The following is a 15,821-nucleotide window of genomic DNA, read 5'->3' on the forward strand; positions in this document are numbered from 1 at the left end:
GTCTGACCGGTTGCTTGGGAGGATGGTCAGATCGTGGCTTCGAGCCGCGTGTTGGCGACGATCTCCGGAATGCTGGCCTGATTGGGCAGCGACAGGACCAGAGACACGATCTCGGCGACCGTTTCGGGCTGCAGGCGCTGCGCCTTGGGCGTGACGCCGGGGATTCCGTCGATCATGTCCGTGTCGATCGCGCCCGGGCAGATGGCCGTTCCACGCAATCCTTCGTCCCAGCCGGCGAAGCGGACCGCATGGGTCATGGCCAGCAATGCTTGCTTGGTCACCACATAGCCCAGCGAGACGGTCTGGTCGCGATAGCGCTTGGCGTCGGTCGACGCGATGTTGACGACCCGGCCCCGGCCGGACTTGCGCAGATGGGGCAGAGCTGCCCGGATGAGCCGGAAGGGCCCCTTGACGTTGACGTTCCACATGGCGTCGAGATCGGCCTCGTCGCCGCGGGTGAAGTCGACCATCCTCAAGATGCCGGCATTGTTGATCAGGGCGTCCGGCGCGCCGGCACTCGCGACCGTGGCTGCAACCCAGCTGTCCGCGGTCTCCGGGATGTCGGCGTCGAAGTGATGAGCCCTGAGGCGGTCCGGTCCGACGTCCGGAAACGCCTCCGCGACCGTCTCCGGGGAGCGGACGCCGACGGAAACGACATGCCCGTCATCCAGCATCCTGCGGGTGATCGCGGCGCCGAGACTGCGGGCTCCGCCGGACACCATGACGATGCGGGGTGCGCTCATCTAGAAGAGCCCCTGATAGACGCCGCCGTCATTGACGATGTTCTGACCGACGATGAAGCCTGCCTGTTCGGAACACAGAAAGGCGACAAGGTCTCCGCACTCCTTCGGATCGGCGAAGCGTCCGGCCGGAACGCTCTGAATGCGGTTCTCGACGATGGCCTCATAGGTCGTGTTTCCGCGCCGTGCATGGTTGTGCAGGTTCGTGTGAAGCGCGTCGGTGTCGAAGAAGCCGGGGCAGACAGTGTTCATCGTCACGTTGTCCGGCACGCATTCGCGCACCATGGAGGCGATCGCGCCGGAAAGTGCGACGCGAGCGGCGTGCGAGTGGGCGAAGTTGACCTGCGGAAACTTGATGAAGCTCACGGAGATGTTGACGATCCGACCGAACTTGCGTTTCCGCATGCCCGGAACGACGCCCTGGATCATCTGCACCGACGAGAGGAAGTGCGCATTGAGCCAGAACAGCCACTCATCCTTGTCCCACTCCTCGAAATTGCCGGGAATCTGGCGAACGCCGGGGTTGGAGACGAGGATATCGCTGTCGGGACAAGCCTCCAGAATGGCGGCGCGGCCCTCCTTGGTATTGTAGTCCGCCGCTACCGTCTTGACGGAAACACCCGTTTCGCCGCGAATTTCCTCGGCGGCTGCCTCGAGTGCGTCGGCCGTGCGCGCATTCAGGACGAGGTCAACACCTTCGCGTGCAAGCGACATGGCGCATGCCTTTCCCAGTCCCTTGCTCGCCGCGCTGACGATCGCCTTGCGTCCTTTCAGACCAAGATCCATGGTTCGATCCTCTTTGTTCTTCTTCAGGCAATTGGTTTTTCGGATTGAAGGAAGTCGTCGAGTTCCTTCTGAAACTCGACAAGCGCCGAACCCTCCATAGCTTTCAGCGGCGCCCGCGGCGCTCCGCCTCCCGGGATGCCAAGATGGTCCATGGCTGCTTTTGTCGCCGGATATAGCGTCCGCCCGGAGCGGGTGAACATGTCGGTCAGTTCCACGCCGAATTTCTGGAGCGCCCATGCTTCGTCAATCTTGCCCGCCTGCAGCGTGGGCCACATCTCGATGCAGCCGTTCCACACATTCGGGAAACAGTCGATGAGCCCGTCGCATCCGGCCAACATCGCCGGCACGCCGATGGTTGAGGAGGGACCGCAGAAGACGCGAATCTGATCGGAAACGCCGTAGAGCGTGCGCTGGAAATTGGCCCAGTCGCCCGAGCTTTCCTTGATCGCTACGACCTTTTCGAGCGTTGCGAGCCGTTCGACCAATTTGGGCTTAAGCGCGTTCCCGGCATTTCCGGGAATGTTGTAGAGCACGACGGGCAGGTTCACCCCGGCATCCACGGCCTTGAAGTGCTCGTAGATCTCGTCATCGGTGAGATGGGCGAAATAGGGGGGCGTCACCAGGATGCCGTCGCATCCGGCCGCCTCGGCGTGTCCCGCCAGTTCGATGACCTCCACGGCGGTGATGGCGGCCGCTCCGACGATCTTCCATGCCTTGTCGCCAAGGACGTCCGCGGTCGTCTTGTATATCGCGATCTTTTCCGCGTGCGTCAGCGACCAGAACTCGCCGGTGCAGCCCACGGGGATGACCCCGGTGCAGCCGGCGTCGATCAGCCGTTCGATGTTCGCGATCAGTGCCGGATGGTCGATTCCGCCGTCGGCTGTGAAAGGCGTGGTCAGCGCGGGCATCACCCCCGTCCAGCCAATTGAGTTCCTGTCCACTCCAGGTTTCCTTATGCTGCAATAGTGTTCAAGGCGCCCTCGGAGCGCAGTTCCTCGAAGATGTCGTCTGCGGCCTTGCGGGCCGTCTTCGCCATGAAGTCGATCTCGCCCTCGTCGATCACGAAGGGCGGAGAGAAGGACACGCTGTCGCCGTCGGGCAGGGCGCGGATGATCAATCCGGCCTCGAGCGCCTTGCGGACGATCCGGGCGCCCACGGTCAACGTCTTGTCGAATTTGGACGGGCCGTTCGCGCCGGGAACGGCGAATTCGACGGCGGCCACGAGACCGGTTCCGCGGACTTCCGCGACGATCGGCAGGTCCGCGAACGCGCTCTTCAACGCATCCTGGAGGATCGCGCCCATCTTGGCGGCGCGGTCCACGAGGTGTTCGTTCTCCAGGATGTCGAGATTGGCGAGTGCGGCAGCGGCCATGATCGGGTGTGCCGTGTAGGTGTAGCCGTGGCCGAAGGCGCCGAACTTCTTGCCGCCCTCGTCGACGATCGTCCGCCAGACATCGCTGGACACGACACAGCCCGACAGCGGCGCATAGCCCGATGTGATGCCCTTGGCGATCGTCATCAGGTCCGGCTTGATGTTGTAGCGGTCGCTGCCGAACCAGGTGCCGAGCCGGCCGAAACCGCAAATGACCTCGTCGGCGATCAGCAGCACGTCGTGACGCTTCAAGACAGCCTGAATCTTGTCGAAATAGCCTTCCGGCGGCAGGATGACGCCGCCGGCGCCCATCACCGGTTCGGCGATGAACGCGCCGACCGTGTCCGGGCCCTCGGCAAGGATCAGAGCTTCCAACTCGGCGGCGAGCCGCTTGGAGAAGGTCGCGTCGTCCTCGTTCTGGTGCCTGACCCAGAGATTGTGCGGCGGGGAGACGTGCCGGATCATCGGCAGCGGCAGATCGAACCCCGCATGCAGGCCTGGCAGGCCGGTCAGACCGCCAGAGAGCACCGTGACGCCGTGATAGCCGCGCGTTCTTGCGATGATCTTCTTCTTCTGGGGCTTCCCGCGGGCATTGTTGTAATACCACACGAGCTTCGCCTGGGTGTCGTTCGCATCCGACCCCGATGCGCCGAAGAAGACCTTCGACATGTCGCCCGGCGTCTTGGCGATGATGCGCGATGCCAGGACGGCGGCCGGCTCGGTCGCCATGGAGCTGAAGCCGTGAAAATAGGAGAGCTTGCGCGTCTGGTCGGCAAACGCGTCGGCTATTTCGTCGCGGCCATAGCCGACATTGACGCACCAGAGGCCGGCCATGCCGTCAAGATAACGGTTGCCCGCATCGTCGGTGATCCAGCAGCCGTTTGCCTCCCGCGCCATCATCAAGGCGCCGGCTTCCTCGTGCGAGGCGAGGGCGCTGAAGGGATGGAGCACGAACTGGCGGTCCAGAAGTCTCGCGTCGATCATTTCATGTTGCTTTCCAAAATAACGCTCACGGTAATGAATTGTGGTCCTGGTCGAGATTGAGCCGGCGTCCTTCGCCGTCCTTCTCGAACAGGTGTGTCTTGGTCTGGTCGAAGCCGATCTTGACGGCCTCGCCGACCGTGATGGCGCTGCCCGAAGGCGCTCGTGCGAGGATCCGGTCGCAGCCCTTGACCGCCAGCGCCACGATCTTCTCGTGGCCGGTGTTCTCAACGAGCTCGACCACCGCGTCGATCGTGCCGTCCCCGAGCATGATGTCCTCCGGGCGCACGCCGAGCACGGCCGCGCCGTCCGTGGTCTCCGGTTTCAGGCGGCTGCGATCGATGGTGACGCTCTGGCCGCCGACAGTGAAATTGCTGCCGGACAAGGAGCCTTCCATCAGGTTCATCGACGGCGTGCCGATGAAGTCGGCGACGAAGAGATTGGCGGGGCGGTTGTAGATCGCGTCCGGCGTGTCGAACTGCTGCAGCTTGCCGCCATTCATGACCGCGATGCGATGCGCCATGGTCATCGCCTCGAGCTGGTCGTGGGTGACATAGACCATCGTCTTGCCGAGCTGGCGGTGAAGCTCGATCAGCTCGATGCGCATGTAGCTGCGAAGCTTGGCGTCGAGGTTCGACAGCGGCTCGTCGAGCAGGAAAACCTCCGGTTCGCGCACGAGCGCCCGGCCCAGCGCGACACGCTGCTGCTGGCCGCCCGAAAGCTGTTTCGGTTTGCGAGAGAGAAGCGGTTCGAGATGCAGAAGCGCCGCGGCGCGCTCCACCTTCCTGTCGCGTTCGGCCTTGTCGACGCCGCGTTTCTTGAGCGGATAGGCGATGTTCTGCGCCACCGTCATGTGCGGGTAGAGCGCGTAGGACTGGAAGACCATCGCGATGTCGCGCTTGCCGGGCGCGACGTCGTTGACCACCTTGCCGCCGATGCGGATCTCGCCGTCGGTCGGGAATTCAAGCCCCGCAAGCATGCGCAGTGTCGTCGACTTTCCGCAGCCCGACGGTCCGAGCAGCGCGACGAATTCGCCGTCCTCGATCCGAAGATTGAGATCTTCGAGCGCGACGAAGTTGATAAAGGCTTTGCGGACGTTCCGCAGTTCTATGTCAGCCAATGAACCAGCTTTCCTGTCTTATCCTTTGACCGCGCCGCCGCCGAAGCCACTTGTCAGGTAGCTCTGCAGGAACGCGAATATGATGATCAGTGGGACGCTCATCATCACCGATGCGGCCATCAGCAACGACCATTCGATGTTGAAGGCCGAGATGAGCATGGACATCACGCCGGTGGTCAGCGGACGCGACGAGTCCGAGTTCACGAGCACCAGCGCGTAGAGATATTCGTTCCAGGCGAGGATGAAGGTGAACAGCGCGGTCGAGATGATGCCCGGCAGCAATTGCGGGAAGATGATGTCCCGGAACGCGCCCATGCGGCTCGCGCCATCGACCATGGCCGCGGCTTCCAGATCCGGCGGCACGCCTTCCATGAAGGAGCGCATCAGCCAGAGCGCATAGGGCAGGGCAAAGGTCGTATAGGCCAGGACGAGGCTGATCAGCGTGTTGGACAGCCCCAGCGACACCATCATCAGGTAGAGCGGGATGATGAGCACGACCGACGGCAGTAGGTAGGTGAACAGCACCAGCATCGCCAGCGTCTCGCGCCCGCGATAGCGGAAACGGACGAGGCTGTAGGCTCCAAGCGTCGCCAGCGCGACGACGAAGATGGTCGTCGCGGTGGAGAGGATCACCGAGTTGCGGAAATAAAGGAGGAACGGCGTTTCCGACAGCAGCGTCCAGTAATGCTCGAACGTCACCGTCTCCGGCAGCCAGGTCGGCGGAATGCGAAACAGTTCCGTCTGCGGTTTGACGGAGGTGATCACCATCCAGATCAGCGGGAAGGAGACCAGAAGGACGACAATCCAGACGAACAGGCTCAGCGCGGCCTTGCGAAGAAGCGGCATGATCAGGTCTCCTTCGTGCCGGTGCGGCGGATGTAGACGACCATGAAGACCAGCATGACCAGCATCATCGCGACGGCGTAGGCCGCGGCCTGACCCATCTGGTTGAGCGAGAAGGCCTCCTTGTAGACCAGGAGCGCAAGCGTCTGCGTGGACGTCACCGGCCCGCCGCCCGTCAGGAGGTAGATCAGGTCGAACTCCTTGAAGTCCCAGATCGCCCGCAAGAGGATGATCACGGTCAGGACGGAGCGCAGTTGCGGAAGCGTCACGTCGAAGAAGCGCGCGATCGGGCCGGCGCCGTCGATCTTGGCGGCTTCGTAGAGATGCTCGGGAATGGTCTGCAGTCGCGCCAGAACGGCGATGACCACGAAGGGAAAGTACTTCCACGCGCCGACGAGAATGATGCCGATCATGGCGTTCGGCATCGAGCCCAGCCAGTCGAGCGGCATGTCGATGACGCCGACGCGCATCAGGATGTGGTTGAGGGCGCCATAGAGGTCATTGAAGAGCCAGCGCCAGACGAGCACCGCGACGACGGTCGACAGGAAATATGGAAAGAGGACCAGCGAGCGCGCGAGCGAGCGGAACCAGAAGCTGCGATTGAGCAGCAGCGCCATCGCGACGCCGAAGATGACCTGCAGCGTCAGCGTGCCGACCGTCCAGGTCAGCGTCACGCCCAAAGACTGCCAGAAAAGCTTGCCGCTCAGCAGCTTGACGTAGTTGTCGATGCCGACGAACTCGCCCTGCAGCGTGGGCGTGTAGATCGAAAACAGGCTCAGATAGATCGCCGCCAGAAGCGGGTAGACGATGACGGCGCTGAAGACCACCACCGTCGGGGCGATCAGGAGGATGCCGAGCCGTGCATATTGCCGCTCGAGTGTGGTCTGGTTTGGTCTGTTGGGCATGGGATTCGATCGTTGGAGTTGTGGCGGCGGTCGCCCGCCGCCACATGAGGGGTCAGGCGTTCATGATCTCTTCGATACGAGATGCCGTCTCACCGAGGACCGCGTCAACGTTCTCGTCATTGAGAACGACGCGCTGGACCATTTCGGCGATTACGCCGGAATTGACGATCTCGCCGGCCTTGACGTTCGGCTGGTGCGCCGTGGATTCCCATCCGAGGTTGAAACCACCGGCAGCCGCCGCCGACATCAGGTCGACTTCGGCGCTGTATTTCTTGATGATTTCGTTGTCGAGATAGGCCGGGTCCTGGGCGATCGTCTTGAGGACGGGCAGCACGTGGCCCGGGGCCGCGTGGAGCTGCTGGATGTAGCCTTCCGGATCGAACAGGAAGGCAGCGAACTGCTTTGTCGCTTCCATGTCCGATGCCGCCTTCGGGATGAAGACGGACGGGAAGTCGTTGAACGTCCAGGCCGGAATGTCCGCCGACTTGGTCGGGTAGGTCACGCAGGTGATGCTGTCCGCGATGCCCGGGTTCTGTTCGTTGACATTGGCAAGGACGCGGCCGGTGTAGAGCCCGGTCGCCGTTGCGCCGGACACGAAAGCGGTCAGGCTTTCGCCCCAGGAGTAGTTCGTCGCGCCGGGCGGGCAGAACTCGCGCATTGCCTTGTAGAACTCAAGCGCGTCGCGCGTTTCCGGGCTGTCGATGGCGACTTCCAGCTCCGGCGAGAACACCTGGCCGCCGCCCTGGTGGATGACGCCGATGAAGACCAGCGAGGTCATGGAGTTGGCGCCGTAGGGAAGCGGAGCGCCGTAGATGCCGCCGCCCTGCATCTTCTGGGCGGCCGAGAGCAGTTCGTCCCAGGTTTCGGGGGCCTTGTCGATGCCGGCCTTTTCCATGAGGTCGGTGCGCAGCCACAGCATGTTGGCGGCGGAGTTGCCGATGCCGGTGCCGGCATACTGGCCCTTGTCGATTTCATAGATGTCGTTGGCGCCGGGGTAATACTTGTCCGGGCCGACCATCTCGATCACGTCGTTGAAAGGCTCCAGCAGGCCGTTGCGCCAGTAGTCCGATACGGCGAAGCTCGGAAGGTGGGTCACGATGTTCGGCACTTCGCCGCTCGCGAACGCCGCGGCGAGCTGCGGTGCGTAGCCCTCGTCCGAGGTCTTCTCGAACACGACTTTGACGTTCTCGTGCAGCGCTTCGAAATTGCTGATCTGGGTCTTGTATGCGGCCAGCTGCGCCGGCGACGATTGCGGCGACCACCAGCGGATCGTGATCTGCTCCTGTGCGCGTAGCCGGCGTGGCATCATCGCAGCAGCGCCTGCCACCGTAATGCCTGTGAGGAGGGAGCGGCGCGACAGCGACGGCAGAAGCGCGGTCCCCTTGGATTCGTGATTGGACATGGGCTGTTCTCCGGTTGCAATATGTTCGCAATGCGAACATATGTTCGAATTACAGCTTATCGACACCGCCTTGGCAAGCGCTTTTTTGTCGGAGTTGGGGAAATGCGGGGAGGTTCGTGCGTGATACGCACTTCTCAGTCGGCTGCGGCGCATGGTAACCGTCTCCACACATTTGCAAACCGGATGCAGGGACTCAAATGACGAAAACCACACCGTCCAGGACGAAGTCCTCGCAACGCGAAAACCGCCTCGGGACGATCAATCCGGAATCCGGGCTTCTCGACGAGGAACGCCACTCCAGCCGCGACTTCGTCGGCTCGCTTTCGCGCGGTCTCGAGATCCTGCGCGCGTTCAGCCGCACGAGGCGGAAGATGACATTGAGCGAGGTGGCGGCCGAGACAGGGATGAGCCGGGCAACGGCACGCCGCTTTCTCCTGACGCTTCTGAAAGAGGGTTATGTCAGCACCGACGGAAAACTGTTCGATCTGACGCCGAAGGTGCTCGATCTCGGTTTCTCGGTCCTTTCCACGATCGGCATCTGGGACAGGGCGCGTCCCTTCATGGAGCGGTTGTCGGAAGAAACAGGGGAATCCTGCACGGCGGCGATTCTGGAAGGTCTCGAAGTCATCTATGTCGCCGGTGTCCAGGCGCACAACATCATCACAGTGGGGATCACGGTCGGCAGCCGCCAGTCTGCCCTCTACACGGCCAATGGACGAGTCCTGCTGGCGGAACAGCCGGAGGAATATCTTGATCAGATCATCAAGAACGCCCAGCTCGTGCCGCGCACGCCGAAGAGCGTGACGAACAAGGCGGAGCTGCGCAAGATCATCGACGAGGTGCGGGAGCAGGGCTGGTGCCTCGTGGATCAGGAACTCGAACTCGGCTTACTGTCCATTGCGATCCCGCTGCGCTACCGTTCCGGCGAGTTGGCCGGGTCCATCAACCTGGCCGTGCCGACGATCCGTGCGACGGTCGAAGACATGGTCAAGGTGTTCCTGCCGAAACTGCAGGAAACCACCGAACATATCAGGCAGTCACTCGCCCACTAGGCGGCGAATCGGTCCGGCGTGAACGGCGCGATGTCCATCGGCGGCGTCGTGCCCATCGCGCTCGCGGCCGCGCAGCGGCCGACGATCGGGCCAAGCGTGTAGCCGGCATCGCCCGGAAGGGCGAAATGGATGAGCCCCCCGGCCTTTATCGGGCCGAGCGTTGCTTTTCCGTCAACGGGTGTGTTTACGCCCGCCCATGTTCTCAAGAGGCGCAGGCCGACGACGGCCGGCACGATCTCTCCCGCAAGCGCGACATTGCCGGTCAGGCTCTGCGGCTTGATGGCGGGCAGGGCGTCGTCGCGATCCAGAGTGGCGGGCCAGCCGCCCCCGATCACCACCTGTCCGGAGGCGAACTGTTTCAGCGTGATCGACCTTTCGGCATGCTGGATCAGGTGGTGAATGACATACTCCGCCGGTTCCGTGATGTTCATGTGCAGCGGCTCGCCCGGTGTCGGTATGGTCAGCCCTAGCGGGCGAGCCAATTCTCCGCTGCCCCACGCCGCCGCGATAATGATCCGGTCGGCTACGAAGCGTTCCGCCCCTTGCGCCACGGCCTTTCCGTTCTCTTCGCCGATCTGGACAATGCGATCGACGTGTCGGGAAACCCCCAGCCTGTCGAGTTCGGCGGTCATCTTGCGGTTGGCGACGAGCGGATTGAGCTTTCCCTCGTTGTGGCACAGCTCCGCCGCTACGAAACGCTCCGACAGATAGGGCGCGTGGCGAAACAGGGCGTCCCGGTCGAGAATTTCGACGTCCAGCCCCTTGCGGATTTCACGTTCGGCTTTCTGCTCCAGAAATGCGGCCTGCTCAGCGGTCTCCGCCAACATGAGGCCGCCCTGTCGCACGAGTTCGACGCCGCCGAGCCGTTGGTCGAGCTCTTCCCAGGCGGTGACGGCGCGCACGTAGAGCGGAAGCGAGCTTTCCAGATTGTCCGCCAGGTGCGGGTTGAGCCGCAGGAAGCGGCTCTGCATCTGCACGTGCAGGCTTCCCGCATTGGCGGTCGAGCCGGCATTCCTCGCGGCATCGACTATCGTCACTCGCGCCCCGGCATCGGCCGCCGCAAGCGCGGCTGACTGGCCGGTTATCCCGCCGCCGATGACGAGAATGTCTGTCTTTTCAGTCATCTGCGGTGTCATCCGCACTTAGGTCGGAAGAGGCAACGACTGCGATGCTGACCGGCTTCACCGGAACTCGCGGCGCGAAATAGGAAAACTCGTCCAGCGGCTTGCCGGTATGTCCGGAAAGACAGGATGCGAGCGCGGGGCCGCAATAACGCCCCTGGCATCGGCCCATCCCGATCCGCGTCGCGCGCTTGACCGCGCCGATGTCGGACGGATTGGCGGCAAGGGCCGCGTCGAGCTGTTCCTTGCGCACTTCCTCGCAGCGGCAGACGATTGTCTCGGGCGCTGCGTCCCGCACATCCGGAAGGTCTGCGGCATAGGTCTCCCACAGGGCCTTCTGGAACCGTCTGTGGCGCTGGAGCCTGCCGGAAAGCGCGCTTGACGGGGCGGTCTTGCCCGTCGCGGCGAGGCCGGCGATTTCGCCTTCGACGAGTGCGGCGGGAGCGCCACCGAGACCGCTGCAATCGCCTACGGCGTAGACGCCTTTGACGGTCGTTTCCATCGTCTCGGTGCGTTGCGTCCGAAGATGGCCGAAACGGGGATCGTAATCCATGCGCGCACCGAGAAGACGCAGGATTTCGTTTTGCGGCTGGAAGCCGAAATTCATGCACACCGCGTCGGCGCGAACCGTCGCAATCCTTTCCCCTCGCGCGTATTCCACCTCCAATTGGTCCGCTTCCACCTGTCTGATCGAACGGGGAACCGTGTTCCATTGAGTGGAAACGCCGCGTCTGCGGAGGTTTGCGAGCATGCCGAAACCCTTTGCCGCGAGCGCCGGATCGGCCGCGGCCAACGCCAGCGCGGGGGAAGGGCGTGTCACCGGGCTCGGCGCGGCGTCGGCCAGCATGGCAATCGCCGCGCCGCCCTCTGCCAGTTCCAGCGCAACCTGCGCGTTGAGCGGCCCGTTCCCGAAAATGGCGACGGTCTTGCCGGCTGGCACGCGGTAGCTGCGCCAGAGCGTTTGCGCAGCACCCACCGTCATGACGCCCGGCAAGGTCCAGCCGGGGATCATCAATGGCCGTTCATAGGCGCCCGTGGCGACGATCAGCGTCTTCGGGCGCACCGTGTAGACGCAATCTGCTGTCGCCGCGACAATCACCGGGCCATCGAATGCGCCCCATATCTCCGCGCCGCCGATGTATCGGGCCGGCGAAGCGAGCAACTCGTCATGCAGCCTCGCCCCGTCGGCCTGCTGCCTGTCCAGCGGCTCCGTGCCGTCGAGACCCGTCTGCTTGTAGAACTGGCCGCCGGAGACCGTGCGCTCGTCCATCAGTACGGTATTGGCGCCGGTCTGCGCAGCGGCGATGGCCGCCTTCATCCCGCCCGGTCCACCGCCGATCACGAGGACGTCCGGCGCGACGGTCTCGGTCGCAGGTTCTTCGGCTGCAGGGCGAACTTGCAGCGACGGCCTGGGCGCCTGTCTGGCGACGCGCATCCCGTCGCGAACCTTGGTCATGCAGGCGCGTACGTTCGGTTTGCCGTCGATTTCGACGAGGCAATCCTGGCAAACGCCCATGCCGCAGAATATCCCGCGCTCCGCGCCCTGGTCGGTCTCGCGAAAGACGCGTTGTCCCGCCGCGGTCAGAGCCGCGGCGACGGACATGCCGGGGGCCGCGTTTACCGTTTCGTTCTCGAAGGCGATGGTCAGGGAGCGTTTCATCATGTCCAATCCGCGAGGAGCTTCCGCCGTGCTGCGAGAAGATCCGCCAATGCGTTTTGCCGCCATTTCCGGCGCTCGTCCAACCGGTCTTCAGAAACAAGTTCGCGCCGCTCGGCTTCGACGCGGGAAACGAGGCTGTCCGGCCAGTCGCAATCCGTCTCGCCACGCTCCCGGCCGATCGCGGCATAGGCCGGTCCGAGCCGTTCCGCATGAGCACGAATGCCGCCGGCCGTGTTCAGGTCCGCGGTCTCGAACGGACCCGACAACGCCCATCGCGGCCCCAGACCGTCGCGAACCAGCCGGTCGAGATCGTTCGGTTCGATCACGCCTTCCGCCACCAGCCGGTAGGCTTCCCGCAGAAGCGCCGATTGCAGCCGGTTGAACACGAATGCCGGAACTTCGCGCGTAAGCTCGATCGGATCGAACCCCGCGGCGCCGAACATCTGCCTGGCTCGTTCCATCGTCGCGGTGCTCGTGCCGGGCGCAGGCACCAGTTCCAGAACCCGCAGCAGGCTTGGGGGATTTGCGGGATGCGCCACCAGGCAGTTTGCCTGCTTTTCAGGATCGGGAACGATCTCCGACATCGGAATCGCGGACGACATGGTCGTCAGAATGGCCTGTCCGCCGCTCCAGGCGAGGAGATCCTCGAAGAGCCGCCGCTTGATGTCGAGCCGCTCCGGCCCCGCCTCGATCACGAGATCGACTACGGGAACGCTGTCGATCGACGCTTCGGTCGCGACCGGTGTCCCCGGTTCGGGATCGAAGCCGGCGCGGAGCATGGCCTCCCGGTGCTGGTGCAGCAAAGCCGGCACGCGATCACGCGCTTCGTCTGCCGGGTCGATGATCGTGACCTGCCAGCCATGCACCGAAAAGACCGATGCCATCGCCGTGCCGATCGCGCCGGCGCCGATGACGGCGACGCTTCCGAATTCTGCCATTGTGTGTCCGAACCGTTGTACGCTATGTGAACAAATGTGCGCAAATGACGAATTCGGTCAAGCGCCATAACTCATGCGTGGAGAAATTTCCGGATGCTTGAAGGCAAAACCATCCTCGTCACCGGGGCGTCCAAGGGGATCGGGGCCGAGATCGCGCGCCAGCTCGGGCGGGACGGGGCGACCGTCATCGCCCATTACGGCTCCGACCGGGCCGGCGCCGAGGCGGCGCTGTCCGATACGCCGGAGGACAGGAAGCATTTCGTGCAGGCGGATCTGTCCTCCTCTGAGGCCGCCTGGCAGCTCTTCGCTTCGGCGCTCGACGGTCGCGAGAGGATCCACGGTATCGTCAACAATGCCGCGACCATGATCTTCGATGGCGGGATCGACGATCCCCGAGACACCTGGGACGACGTCTGGGAGCGGACGTTCCGGATCAATGTCTTTTCCGCCGCGGCGATCCTTCGCGAGGCCGTCCACCACTTCCGTCAGCACGGCGGTGGCGCGATCGTCGGGATTTCCAGTTGGGCCGCGCAGAAGGGCGTCACCAATCCGCGCTCCATCGCCTATGCCGCGTCCAAGGCAGCCATCAAGGCGGCCTATAACACCGCCGCGACCGCCTATGCCCGTGACAACATCCAGACCTATGTCATCGCACCCGGTGTCGTGGACACGCAGATGTCGCGGGATTTCGCCGAAACGCAGGGCGGACGCAGTGTCGTTGAAAGCCGGCTCGCGATGGGCGAATGGGTCCCGCCCTCCGACATTGCGGCGCTGGCGGCCTTCTGCCTGTCCGGCAAGTGCCGCCATCTTTCGGGGGCGACACTCGATGTCAACGGAGCGAGCTACATCCGCTAGCTGCTTCGACAAGTCTCAGCGCAGGAAGAAGGCGTAGCTCTCGGGCAGCACGGAGGCGGGGTCTTCGTGCCCCAGTTCCCGCGCCGCGCGGTAGGCGAAATCCGGCGTCCGCATCAATTCGCGGGCGAGCGCGACGAGATCCGCCTGACCGTTGGCGATGATCGCGCGCGCCTGCTCGGCGCGTGTGATCAGTCCGACGGCCATCGTCGGCAATCCGGTCTCGGCGCGAATGCGCTCGGCGTAGGGCACCTGAAATCCCGGAGACGGTTTCGTCTTGGAGAGCGCGACGCGACCTGGTATCCCGCCGCCCGACGCGTCGATCAGGTCCACGCCAGCCGCCTTCAGCTCGTGGCAGAGCGCGACGGTGTCATCCAGCGTCAGCGCGCCGCCGTCCCCGTCGACGCAGGACGCGCGGTAGAAGACCGGCGTGTCGTCCGGCACCGCCTGGCGCACCGCGCGCGCGACCTCGAGCGGAAGGCGCATGCGGCCGGCGAGATCGCCGCCATAGGCGTCGGTCCGCCGGTTTGAGTGCGGCGACATGAAGCTGTGCAGGAGATATCCGTGGGCGCCGTGGATCTCGACCCCGGTGAAGCCGGCCGAAAGCGCGCGCTTCGCCGCAGCCGCGAACTCCTCCACGATGACGGCGATCTCAGGCACGGTCAGCGGGCGAGGGACGTGCCATTCGGGCCGCGATGGAACCGCAGACGCCGAGACCGTCTCCCAGGGCGCTTCCTCTCCGCCGGGCGCGAGCGCGCCGGCACCGTCCCAGGGGCGGGCCGTCGATGCCTTCGGTCCGGCATGGCCGATCTGCAACAGGAACGGCTTGTCCAGCCGTTTGAAGATCGCCGTGACGGGCTTCCAGGCCTCCACCTGCTCGTCGGAATAGATGCCGGTGCAGCCGTGGGTGATCCGGCCATGCTCCGAAATCCCCGTGGCTTCGGCGACCGCGCCGCCGATGCCGGAGGTCGCATAGCGGCCGTAATGGGCGACGTGCCAGTCCGTCGGTTTGCCGTTGTCGGCCTGGTACTGGCACATCGGCGACATGACGATGCGGTTCGCGAAGGTGGCTCCGCGAACCGTGAAGGGATCGAACAGCGAAGACGTCATGCCGCCTTCGCGTCGAGCGTGTCCAGAAGCCGGTCCAGTTCCGCCATGATGCCCTTGAGTTTGGCCGCGCGCTCGCGGCCTTCCTCGCCGAGCGAGGCGAACGGCGTCAGCGGAGGCCGGACATCGCCCACCGGGCAGCCGGCGACGGCGGCAAGTGCCTTGGAGTAGCACTGGTGGCCATAGGTCGGATGGCCTTCCGCGATCGTGTGCTCGATGACGGTGATGTGCCGCTGGATGGCCTTTGCGTCCTCGATCCGGCCGGCGACCAGATAGTCCCAGATCAGCGTCGAGGCGCGCGGGATGTAGTTGCCGAACGGGTTCACATAGCCGACCGCACCGAGAAGGTAGCTCTCCACGATGCGTTCGCCGGCGAAGACGTTCATGACGCCTTCAGTCTCCTCGACGATGTCGTAGACGCGCGCGACATCCATGCTCGCTTCCTTGATGTAGCGGATGGTGTCGAATTCGCGCGTCAGGCGCCCGACCAGCTTCGCCGACATGTCGACATTCGACGTGACGGGGTTGTTGTAGAGCATGATCGGCAGGTCGCAGGCCCTGGTGATCGCGTCGTAATAGCCGACGATCTCGTCCTCCGTCGGGGTGTAGTAATAGGGCGGGATGATCATCAGGCCCTGCGCGCCCGCGTCCTGCGCTTCGCGCGCATAGCGCGCCGCATTGACGGTGTAGGCGTTGGACGCGCCGACCAGCACGTCGATCCGCCCGTTCACATGTGCGACGGTGTCCTCGACGAAGGCCCTGCGCTCGGCATCGGAAACGGTGAGGAATTCACCGGTCGTGCCGAGGATGATGACGCCCGGCACGCCCTGGGCGATCTGCCATTCGATGAAGCGCCTGTTGGCCTCCAGGTCGATGGCGGATCCGTCCGCGGTGAAGGGCGTGACGTTGACGGAATAGCTTCCGCGAAAAGGTTGCATGTTG

15 protein-coding genes are annotated in these 15,821 nt (G+C 64.1%); 2 read left to right on the forward strand and 13 right to left on the reverse strand.

Going from position 1 to position 15,821, the window contains the following annotated elements:
- Window positions 1-26: 26 nt before the first annotated feature.
- From MRY80_RS16355 to MRY80_RS16390, 8 genes are read right to left on the reverse strand one after another with little or no spacing between them, the layout of a single operon-like run.
- Window positions 27-743, reverse strand: a complete 717-nt coding sequence (locus tag MRY80_RS16355; RefSeq protein ID WP_293292119.1) for an SDR family NAD(P)-dependent oxidoreductase — start codon at window positions 741-743, stop codon at window positions 27-29.
- On the reverse strand, window positions 744-1,526 hold the full coding sequence (locus tag MRY80_RS16360; RefSeq protein WP_293292120.1) for an SDR family oxidoreductase: 783 nt from the start codon (window positions 1,524-1,526) through the stop codon (window positions 744-746).
- A gap of 23 nt (window positions 1,527-1,549) precedes the next feature.
- Complete coding sequence (locus tag MRY80_RS16365) at window positions 1,550-2,467, reverse strand: dihydrodipicolinate synthase family protein (RefSeq protein WP_293292121.1); 918 nt, start codon at window positions 2,465-2,467, stop codon at window positions 1,550-1,552.
- Between the two features lie 11 nt (window positions 2,468-2,478).
- Window positions 2,479-3,882: an aminotransferase gene (locus MRY80_RS16370; protein ID WP_293292122.1), complete on the reverse strand. Its 1,404-nt coding sequence runs from the start codon at window positions 3,880-3,882 to the stop codon at window positions 2,479-2,481.
- A gap of 25 nt (window positions 3,883-3,907) precedes the next feature.
- On the reverse strand, window positions 3,908-4,999 hold the full coding sequence (locus MRY80_RS16375; RefSeq protein ID WP_293292123.1) for an ABC transporter ATP-binding protein: 1,092 nt from the start codon (window positions 4,997-4,999) through the stop codon (window positions 3,908-3,910).
- A gap of 18 nt (window positions 5,000-5,017) precedes the next feature.
- A complete protein-coding gene (locus MRY80_RS16380) occupies window positions 5,018-5,845 on the reverse strand; it encodes a carbohydrate ABC transporter permease (RefSeq protein WP_293292124.1) in 828 nt (275 codons plus the stop codon).
- Between the two features lie 2 nt (window positions 5,846-5,847).
- On the reverse strand, window positions 5,848-6,747 hold the full coding sequence (locus tag MRY80_RS16385) for a sugar ABC transporter permease (RefSeq protein WP_293292125.1): 900 nt from the start codon (window positions 6,745-6,747) through the stop codon (window positions 5,848-5,850).
- Between the two features lie 52 nt (window positions 6,748-6,799).
- Complete coding sequence (locus MRY80_RS16390) at window positions 6,800-8,149, reverse strand: ABC transporter substrate-binding protein (RefSeq protein ID WP_293292126.1); 1,350 nt, start codon at window positions 8,147-8,149, stop codon at window positions 6,800-6,802.
- A gap of 197 nt (window positions 8,150-8,346) precedes the next feature.
- Here MRY80_RS16390 and MRY80_RS16395 point away from each other — a divergent pair, with 197 nt between their 5' ends.
- On the forward strand, window positions 8,347-9,201 hold the full coding sequence (locus MRY80_RS16395) for an IclR family transcriptional regulator C-terminal domain-containing protein (protein WP_293292127.1): 855 nt from the start codon (window positions 8,347-8,349) through the stop codon (window positions 9,199-9,201).
- Here MRY80_RS16395 and MRY80_RS16400 read toward each other — a convergent pair.
- Genes MRY80_RS16400 through MRY80_RS16410 form a run of 3 tightly spaced genes read right to left on the reverse strand, consistent with a single transcriptional unit; the run spans window position 9,198 to window position 12,920 of the window.
- Window positions 9,198-10,325, reverse strand: coding sequence for an FAD-dependent oxidoreductase (locus MRY80_RS16400; RefSeq protein WP_293292128.1), 1,128 nt, complete (start codon window positions 10,323-10,325; stop codon window positions 9,198-9,200). The two genes, MRY80_RS16395 and MRY80_RS16400, sit on opposite strands and share 4 nt — an antisense overlap.
- On the reverse strand, window positions 10,318-11,985 hold the full coding sequence (locus MRY80_RS16405; RefSeq protein ID WP_293292129.1) for a 2Fe-2S iron-sulfur cluster-binding protein: 1,668 nt from the start codon (window positions 11,983-11,985) through the stop codon (window positions 10,318-10,320). Before MRY80_RS16405 ends, MRY80_RS16400 begins: the two co-directional genes overlap by 8 nt.
- Window positions 11,982-12,920 (reverse strand): 3-hydroxyacyl-CoA dehydrogenase NAD-binding domain-containing protein, encoded by a 939-nt coding sequence (locus tag MRY80_RS16410; protein WP_293292130.1) that lies wholly within the window; start codon window positions 12,918-12,920, stop codon window positions 11,982-11,984. The genes MRY80_RS16405 and MRY80_RS16410 overlap by 4 nt, the downstream gene beginning before the upstream one ends.
- A gap of 93 nt (window positions 12,921-13,013) precedes the next feature.
- On the opposite strand from MRY80_RS16410, the gene MRY80_RS16415 reads away from it, so the two are divergent.
- Window positions 13,014-13,775: an SDR family oxidoreductase gene (locus MRY80_RS16415; RefSeq protein ID WP_293292131.1), complete on the forward strand. Its 762-nt coding sequence runs from the start codon at window positions 13,014-13,016 to the stop codon at window positions 13,773-13,775.
- 15 nt (window positions 13,776-13,790) lie between these two features.
- Here MRY80_RS16415 and MRY80_RS16420 read toward each other — a convergent pair whose 3' ends face one another.
- A complete protein-coding gene (locus MRY80_RS16420) occupies window positions 13,791-14,882 on the reverse strand; it encodes an NADH:flavin oxidoreductase/NADH oxidase (protein ID WP_293292132.1) in 1,092 nt (363 codons plus the stop codon).
- Window positions 14,879-15,817 (reverse strand): dihydrodipicolinate synthase family protein, encoded by a 939-nt coding sequence (locus tag MRY80_RS16425; protein ID WP_293292133.1) that lies wholly within the window; start codon window positions 15,815-15,817, stop codon window positions 14,879-14,881. The genes MRY80_RS16420 and MRY80_RS16425 overlap by 4 nt, the downstream gene beginning before the upstream one ends.
- Window positions 15,818-15,821 lie beyond the last annotated feature (4 nt).

This window comes from Oricola sp., from assembly GCF_022763245.1.
Lineage (GTDB): Bacteria > Pseudomonadota > Alphaproteobacteria > Rhizobiales > Rhizobiaceae > Oricola.

Coding starts and splice junctions, on each gene's coding strand:
- MRY80_RS16355 (WP_293292119.1), bottom strand. CDS start 743: ATGAGCGCACCCCGCATCGTCATGGTGTCCGGCGGAGCCCGCAGTCTC.
- MRY80_RS16360 (WP_293292120.1), bottom strand. CDS start 1,526: ATGGATCTTGGTCTGAAAGGACGCAAGGCGATCGTCAGCGCGGCGAGC.
- MRY80_RS16370 (WP_293292122.1), bottom strand. CDS start 3,882: ATGATCGACGCGAGACTTCTGGACCGCCAGTTCGTGCTCCATCCCTTC.
- MRY80_RS16380 (WP_293292124.1), bottom strand. CDS start 5,845: ATGCCGCTTCTTCGCAAGGCCGCGCTGAGCCTGTTCGTCTGGATTGTC.
- MRY80_RS16385 (WP_293292125.1), bottom strand. CDS start 6,747: ATGCCCAACAGACCAAACCAGACCACACTCGAGCGGCAATATGCACGG.
- MRY80_RS16390 (WP_293292126.1), bottom strand. CDS start 8,149: ATGTCCAATCACGAATCCAAGGGGACCGCGCTTCTGCCGTCGCTGTCG.
- MRY80_RS16395 (WP_293292127.1), top strand. CDS start 8,347: ATGACGAAAACCACACCGTCCAGGACGAAGTCCTCGCAACGCGAAAAC.
- MRY80_RS16400 (WP_293292128.1), bottom strand. CDS start 10,325: ATGACTGAAAAGACAGACATTCTCGTCATCGGCGGCGGGATAACCGGC.
- MRY80_RS16405 (WP_293292129.1), bottom strand. CDS start 11,985: ATGATGAAACGCTCCCTGACCATCGCCTTCGAGAACGAAACGGTAAAC.
- MRY80_RS16410 (WP_293292130.1), bottom strand. CDS start 12,920: ATGGCAGAATTCGGAAGCGTCGCCGTCATCGGCGCCGGCGCGATCGGC.
- MRY80_RS16415 (WP_293292131.1), top strand. CDS start 13,014: ATGCTTGAAGGCAAAACCATCCTCGTCACCGGGGCGTCCAAGGGGATC.
- MRY80_RS16420 (WP_293292132.1), bottom strand. CDS start 14,882: ATGACGTCTTCGCTGTTCGATCCCTTCACGGTTCGCGGAGCCACCTTC.
- MRY80_RS16425 (WP_293292133.1), bottom strand. CDS start 15,817: ATGCAACCTTTTCGCGGAAGCTATTCCGTCAACGTCACGCCCTTCACC.